The organism is Coleofasciculus sp. H7-1, assembly GCF_057473865.1.
This window is the reverse complement of sequence record NZ_JBYCCT010000088.1, coordinates 45584-53185: the sequence shown is the minus strand read 5'-3', so window position 1 is coordinate 53185 and position 7602 is coordinate 45584. Positions and strand designations below refer to the sequence as shown.

Genomic DNA, 7602 nt, shown 5'->3' with positions numbered 1-7602 from the left:
AGGAACGAAACCCAACAAATGCTTATGCGTGTTGGGTTTCGTTCCTCAACCCAACCTACAACTAATAATATTGTGAAACCCGCGCCAGCGGGTGCGTGTATGTTTAGCCGCGAATTCTATTCGTCAGGGCTAATCGCCAGGGCATTTATCAAATCTTACTTCGCAATGCCGCTAATTCTTCCCGCACAGATAAAGGCGAATATCCTAATTCAAAAGCTTTTGAACTATCCAAAGAAACATCCGCTGGTCTTGGCGCAGCCATTTTTACATCTTCTTGTCGGCAAGATTTAAGTTTTGCTTCGGGAAGTTGCAGCACTTCCACTAATAAACGACCAAATTCATAGCGTGATATTCGCTCTTTTCCGCCTAAATGAATGCGTCCGTTTACTTTTTCCAAGGCTAATAAAAGCCCTTGCGTAGCAGTTTTTGCGCTAACTGGCGTTCGGAATTCATCGATAAATAAACTTAGCTCTTTTCCCTCTCTCAATACTTGGATAAACGGCTGCATAAAACTTGTAGCAGTAGGCGTTGCTATACCAAACATTAAAGGCATCCGACAAATAGCAGTCATGGGATAACGTTCTAACATCCCTTCCTCCGCCATCACTTTTTGCTCTCCGTAAACATTGACAGGACACACGGGATCTATTTCCTGATAGGGAGGGTTTAAACCATCGAAAACTAAGTCAGTTGAAGTGAAAACGCAAGGAATCGAAGCATCCGCACAAAGTCCAGCAATATTACAAGATACCGTGACATTAATTGGGTAGGATTCATCAGGATATTTTTGGCAAAAATTAGGCTGCGATCGCGCGGCGGTATGAATCACTCCATCCGGCTGAATTTTCTGAAAAAGGTGCTTGAGTTCCTGAAAATCTTTTAAGTCAACTTTCAGCAAATTTACGCCGGGAATCTCTAGAGAATGGGAAAAGTAGGTTCCATAAACGTCCCATTCTGGTTGTGCTAGCTGGCAAAGATGCCATCCTAAAAAACCGCTGGCACCTGTAATTAAGAGTTTTTTCATTTGTAAACTCAGAACAAAAGCATCGTAATTCATCCTTTAAGATACTAAGGGCAGTTCTGTAGAAACTGACCCTAGGTGTATCGTTCATCACTTGTGAGTACGCGCTATGCAGTGGCTAGACGAGCGATCGCTCTTGGCAGTCCCTACGGTCACAGGCAGCGAGAATCAGGGAAATGTTGCTGAATTAGTAATTTTTCTGATCGTCTTGTTGTTGGTCGCCACCGGGGTTGCCCTACTATCTCGACGATTTCGGATTCCTTACATTACAGGGTTAGTGTTGGCAGGGTTGGCGATTACAGAGCTTTTGCCAGGTCGCATCCGTCTGGATTCCTCCCTAATTTTTAATCTTTTTTTGCCGATTCTGCTCTTTGAATCGGCAATTAATACCGACATCAGTCGCCTACGCAGCACGTTTAAACCCATTGCCTTGCTAGCAGGCGTGGGATTTCCCCTCTGCGCTGGCATCACCTCAGTCTTGCTGAAACTAGAACTAGGCTTAGATTGGGTACCCGCCTTGCTGGTTGGGGTCATTTTGTCAATCACCGATACCGCCTTGGTCATTGCGGTTTTCAAGGAAGTGTCTGTTCCCCACCGACTGGTCACTCTAGTAGAGGGTGAAAGCTTGGTCAACGATGATGTGGCGCTAGTTTTATTTAGCCTGATCTTGACTGCAAATTCAACCGGGTCATTAACGCCCCTTGATGTCGTACAGGCATTTTTGTTCGTGATTGTCGGCGGAATCTTAGTTGGCTTAGCCTTGGGCTACCTTAGTATTGGTTTATTTAGCCAAGCAGACGATCCTCTCAGCGTGATTTTACTCACGGTTGCCGTAGCCCTGGGAGCCTTCCAAGTAGGCGAATTTTTTCACGTATCCGGTGTGGTTGCCGTTGTGGTGGCAGGACTGATTGTGGGCAACCTGGGGGTTTCTCGCAGTACCTCTGCTTCCACTCAAGTCACCTTGTTCAGTTTCTGGGAATTTGCCGGGTTTGGAGTCAATACCTTTATTTTCTTACTCATCGGCTTAGAGATTAATCTCGTCACCCTTTGGCAGACGCTACCAGCTGTTCTTTTAGCACTGATTGCCTACCAAGTTGGGAGGGCACTCACCGTTTATCCACTCTTGGACTTGGTGCGTTTTTTTGACAAACCTATTCCTGTGAAATGGCGACACGTTCTCTTTTTGGGCAATATTAAAGGTTCGCTTTCCACAGCCTTGGCTTTAAGCTTACCGACTAATTTGCCAGGGCGAGATACGCTGGTTGTGATTGTCTTAGGGATTGTGCTGCTGTCGTTGGTGGGACAGGGAGTAAGTTTACCTGGGTTTGTACGACGTTTAAAGCTCGACCGCCATTCAGATTCACGGCAGCAGATCGAACAATTGCAAGCTCAATTGATGACTTCCAAAGCAGCACAGGATGAATTAGAGAGTCTCCTGAAATCGGGAGTTTTACCAAAATCCATCTACGAAGAGATGCGAGCAGCTTATCAGGTGCGGGTGGCAGCTTCTGAAAGGACTTTGCGGGAGATATATAATCAGCGTCCAGAAGATGCTGCTGATGAGAGTAGCGATCGCCTAAAATTAGACCCGATTCGTCGGCAATTACTGTTGGCAGAAAAGCAGGTACTCAATGACGCTCTCCGCAGGCGAATTCTCTCAGAAGAAGTAGTGCAAGAGCGCATCAAAACTATTAACGAGCAACTTCTAAGTTTGGAAGATGACTAGAACACAACCCTAAGAAATCAATCACCTGATGTAACTTTTCCGATTTGGTGACTACTAGCACGGTCGATCCCGCCTCCAGCACTGTCTTTCCATTAGGAATAATTAGATCGGTTTGGGGATGGGATTGATAGCCAATGATCAAAGAACCACTAGGAAAACGGTCATCCTGAGCGACTTGTGCCACGGTATGACCCGCAATGTCAGACTCCGGTGGCACTTTGAGTTTGAAGACTTCTACCTGACCCTGCTCGAAGTGCATCATCGATTCTACTTGGGGATATTCGATAGCGTTCACCATTGTGGTCACGGCTAACTCAATCGTACTAATTACATGGTGCGCTCCGGCAATCCGATAAGGTTCGGCAAAATCACCTTGGCGCATCCGAGTCACGATATGGGAGACGCCATAGTGTTTGGCAAGTGTCACCATTGCCAGATTTAAAGCATCATCGCGGAGGGCGGCAACAACCGCATCTGCCTTGCGAATTCCTGCTTCCATCAGCACTTGCGTACTGACAGCACTGCCTTCAAAAGCCATCGCGCCTACTTGTTCGCGTGCATACCGGCAGGCGGTGGGATCGGTATCGATGATGGCAATCGTGTGTCCCAATTCTACCAATTGTTGGGCTAAGTCCAGCCCGACCAGTCCAGCTCCACCAATCAATACGTACATGGCTAACCTCTGTTGCAGGTATTTAGATGTAACCTCAAAATCCAATCCGGTTCATTTAGAGCTAAAAATCCCAAATCTGCGTCGGGAATTGTTGAGGCAACGTTACCCAAAAAATGCTTATGCGTGTTGGGTTTCGTTCCTCAACCCAACCTACAACTATTCGGTAGTGAACCGTATTGCCTCAAAATTTCAGTGTAGTTGCTGGCGGTGAGAGTAGTAAATTATTCAAATGGTGAACTAGAGCGATCGCGTTTTTTAATTCCTAGACGATCGTGAAGGAAGAACTGGTGATAGTGTTTGCTTGCGCCCAGCTGAGGGATGCTAAGAGTTCACCACTGTTGCGATCGCTGATTAGGGTAAAGAAATCGTTGTTGGTGCCAGTGCCTTGGACAATTGCCAGTTGGTCAAATGTCAGACCGCTGGATAAGCCGATTAAATCTTGACCGACATTGAAGTTTACAATGGTGTCAGTTCCCGCGCCAAGTGCCAGCACGAACAAGTCATTACCGTTGCCGCTAAATAGCGTATCGTTACCAGCACCGCCGTAAATGGTATTGTTACCTTCACCCGCATACAGCAGATCGTTGCCAGCACCAGCGAGGATCGTATCGTTGCCAGTGCCAGTGTAGATAGTATCGCTACCAGCACCAGCATAGATAGTGTTATTGCCCTCGCCTGCGTAAATTAGGTCGTCGCCTGCACCAGCCGTAATTAAATCGTTGCCAGATCCGGCTGAAATGGTATCGTTACCAAAGCCACTATAAAGCTGATTATCGCCTTCTCCAGCCCAAACAGTGTTATTGCCATCGCCTGCACGGATGATGTCATCACCACCACCAGAGGAGAGCAAGTCATCGCCAGCTTCTGCAATGATGACATCGTTGCCTGTACCAGTGTAGACGGTGTTGTTCCCGGCACCAGCATCAATATTATTGGAGCCTTCGCCAGCGTAGACAGTATCATCGCCAGCACCAGCCTCAATTAGATCGTTGCCGGAACCAGCAGAGATGCGATCGCTACCAGATCCGGTGTAAAGTTGATTGTTACCTTCTCCGGCATAGAGCGTGTTATTGCCATCGCCTGCACGAATGATGTCATCACCGCCGCCAGTACCGATGATGTCATTGCCAGCTTCGGCATCGATGATGTCTTTGCCACCACCGCCAGTGTAGACGGTATTATTACCAGCACCTGCATCAATATTGTTAGAGCCAACGCCAGCGTAGATAATATCATCGCCAGCCCCAGCGTTAATTACATCGTCGCCAGAGCCAGAATTCAGAAAATCTTTACCAGAACCGCTTTCGATTCGGTTGTTTCCGTTTCCGGCAAAGACGCTGTTATCGCCATCGCCTGCAAGAATGATGTCATTACCAGCACCGGCATACATCTTGTCGTTGCCGGAAAGGGCAGATAATTCGTTGTTGCCTTCCCCGGCGTAGAGGATGTTGTTACCTTCACCACCGTCTAAAATGTCGTCGCCAGCACCGCCTGCGAGGATGTCGTCGCCGTCATCGCCGTAAACCTTGTTGTTGCCCTCACCTGCGTAAAGCTGGTCGTTACCGCCGCGACCATAAAAGCTATCATTGCCAGAACCACCATAAAAAATGTCATCGCCAGAGTTACCATAGATGGTGTTGTTGCCATCCCCGGCGTACATTTTGTTATTGCCTTCACCGCCGTCTAAGATGTCGTCGCCAGAACCCGCGTAGAGTTCGTCATCACCGTCACCACCATACAAGGCGTTGTTGCCTTCTCCTGCCGCTAGGATGTCGTTGCCGTCGCCACCTTCAATTCTGTCATCACCAGAGCCAGCGTACACTTCATCGTCGCCAGAGCCACCATACAGAATGTTATTGCCATTGTTTGCATAGAGTTTATCGTCGCCGTCGCCGCCATCCATCCAGTCGTCCCCATCACCAGCCGAGAGGATGTCGTTACCAGTCCTGCCGTCGAGGAGATTATTTCCTTGTCCGCCGTCGAGGATATCGTCGCCAGCACCACCATCTAGGCGATCGCTTCCATCTTCGCCAAAAAGCCGATCTTCGCCGTCGCCACCTGTGAGAGAATCATCCCCAGCACCACCAAGCAATAAGTCGTTGCCAGCGTCTGCGTCCAGGGTGTCATTACCGTCACCACCTTGCAGGCGATCGTCGCCAGTGCCAGCGATTAGGGTATCGTTCCCATCTTGCCCCAAGAGGAAGTCATTGCCGTCGTTCCCTTCCAGGTAGTCGTCACCTGTACCGCCATCAATTTGATCGTCTCCCGATCCGCCTAAGAGGGTGTCCTCATCATCTCCACCCATCAGCAAGTCGTTACCGTCGCCAGCATTAAGGTAGTCGTTGCCTGCTTGACCGTAGAGTTGGTCGTTGCCGTCTCCTGCATCTAAATTGTCATTGCCAGAACCACCATCGAGGCTATCATCTCCTTCTTCACCCAGCAGCAGATCGCTTCCGTCACCACCATAGAGACTATCATTGCCTAAGCGACCGTACAGTTCATCGTCGCCTTCATCGCCATAGATAGTGTCATTGCCGAAGCCACTATCGCCGTAAAGCTTGTCGTTACCTGTACCGCCACTCATATAGTCATCGCCATCACCGCCATAGATGATGTCGTCCCCAGCTTCGCCAAACAGATTATCTCGCCCTTCGTTGCCGAAGACCGTATCGTTACCGCTGCCAGCATAGACGACATCATCGCCTCGTTCGCCGTAAACTCTGTCGTCACCGTCTCCAGCCTCAACATAGTCATTGCCATCCCCGGCTGTGATGATGTTGGCTATGGCGTCACCGAAGATCGAATCACTGTAGTTAGATCCGACTACGTTCTCAACGTCGTAAACTTGGTCATAGCCGCCAAAGCCGTCGCTGGCTTCGTTCTTCTCTAAGTTGACGTAGACACTGCCAGCGTCGCGGCGGTAGCTGACAGTATCAATGCCATCGCCACCATAAAAAGTGTCATTCCCGCCATTACCAATCAGCAAGTCATCTCCAGCTAGAGCCTCAATGCGATTATTGCTGCTGTTGCCAATTAGAATGTCGTCATACTCAGATCCAATGATGTTTTCCAGATTTCGGAGGGTGTCCTCTGTACCAAATCCGTCGTAGGCTGTGCCTGAGTTGATGGCAAAGTTCGCTTCCAGGTCGGTGTAATATGTGCTAGGGTTGGCATCACTGATTGCAGCAGCAGCTCTGGCGTTGACATCATTTCCGTAACCTTGACCTTCATCAATATTGACAGTTACGCCACTGGGTGAATTAGAGTAACTGACGGTATCAACTTCACTGCCACCATCAATGTAGTCGTCGCCTGCTTCTCCCATCAAGAAGTCGTCGCCAGACTCCCCATACATCATGTCGTCGCCAGCGTTGCCATACAGAGCATCATTGTCAGCACCACCGTACAGCTTATCGTTGCCGTCATTGCCCTCCAGATAGTCTTCACCTGTGCCACCATCTAGGAAGTCGTTATCCGCTTGACCATATAGGGTGTCGTTGTTAGCACCGCCATAAACGGTGTCATCACCATCATTGCCTTCTAGATAGTCGTTGCCTGTGCCACCATCCAGCAAATCGTCGGCAGCTTGACCATACAGGAAGTCATTACCCGCTTGACCATAGAGTTTGTCGTCACCTGTACCGCCGTAAAGTCGGTCTACTCCTGAGCCACCATCTATGAAGTCGTTGCCGGAATTTCCTTCCAGGTAATCATTACCAGCTTGACCGTAAAGTTCATCTGCACCAGTGCCGCCGTAGAGTTCATCTGCACCAGTGCCACCATACAGGGAATCATTGCCAGCCTCACCGTACAGGAAGTCATTGCCAGAACCGCCATCTAACAGGTCATTGCCTGTGCCACCCTTGAGGGTGTCGCTATCAGCTTCACCGTACAGGAAGTCATTTTCCGAACCGCCATCTAACAGGTCATTGCCTGTGCCACCCTTGAGGGTGTCACTATCAGCTTCACCGTACAGATGGTCATTGCCAGAACCGCCATCTAACAGGTCATTGCCTGTGCCACCCTTGAGGGTGTCGCTATCAGCTTCACCGTACAGGAAGTCATTTTCCGAACCGCCATTTAACAGGTCATTGCCTGTGCCACCCTTGAGGGTGTCGCTATCAGCTTCCCCGTACAGGAAGTCATTTTCCGAACCGCCATCTAATAGGTCATTGCCTGTGC

General features: G+C 49.2%; 4 protein-coding genes. 1 reads left to right on the top strand and 3 read right to left on the bottom strand.

The features are described from left to right. Positions 1-148: 148 nt before the first annotated feature. On the bottom strand, positions 149-1024 hold the full coding sequence (locus AC2VDX_RS25320) for an SDR family oxidoreductase (protein ID WP_378179230.1): 876 nt from the start codon (positions 1022-1024) through the stop codon (positions 149-151). A gap of 106 nt (positions 1025-1130) precedes the next feature. On the opposite strand from AC2VDX_RS25320, the gene AC2VDX_RS25315 reads away from it, so the two are divergent. Then, positions 1131-2747, top strand: a complete 1617-nt coding sequence (locus AC2VDX_RS25315; protein WP_378179227.1) for a cation:proton antiporter — start codon at positions 1131-1133, stop codon at positions 2745-2747. On the opposite strand, the gene AC2VDX_RS25310 is transcribed toward AC2VDX_RS25315, so the two are convergent. Together AC2VDX_RS25310 and AC2VDX_RS25305 are read right to left on the bottom strand one after the other, a co-directional pair. Next, positions 2713-3420: a potassium channel family protein gene (locus AC2VDX_RS25310; RefSeq protein ID WP_378179224.1), complete on the bottom strand. Its 708-nt coding sequence runs from the start codon at positions 3418-3420 to the stop codon at positions 2713-2715. The genes AC2VDX_RS25315 and AC2VDX_RS25310 overlap by 35 nt on opposite strands. Positions 3421-3682: 262 nt before the next feature. Beyond that, positions 3683-7602 (bottom strand): calcium-binding protein (locus tag AC2VDX_RS25305; RefSeq protein WP_486928261.1); only part of this gene is annotated, 3920 nt, incomplete at its 5' end.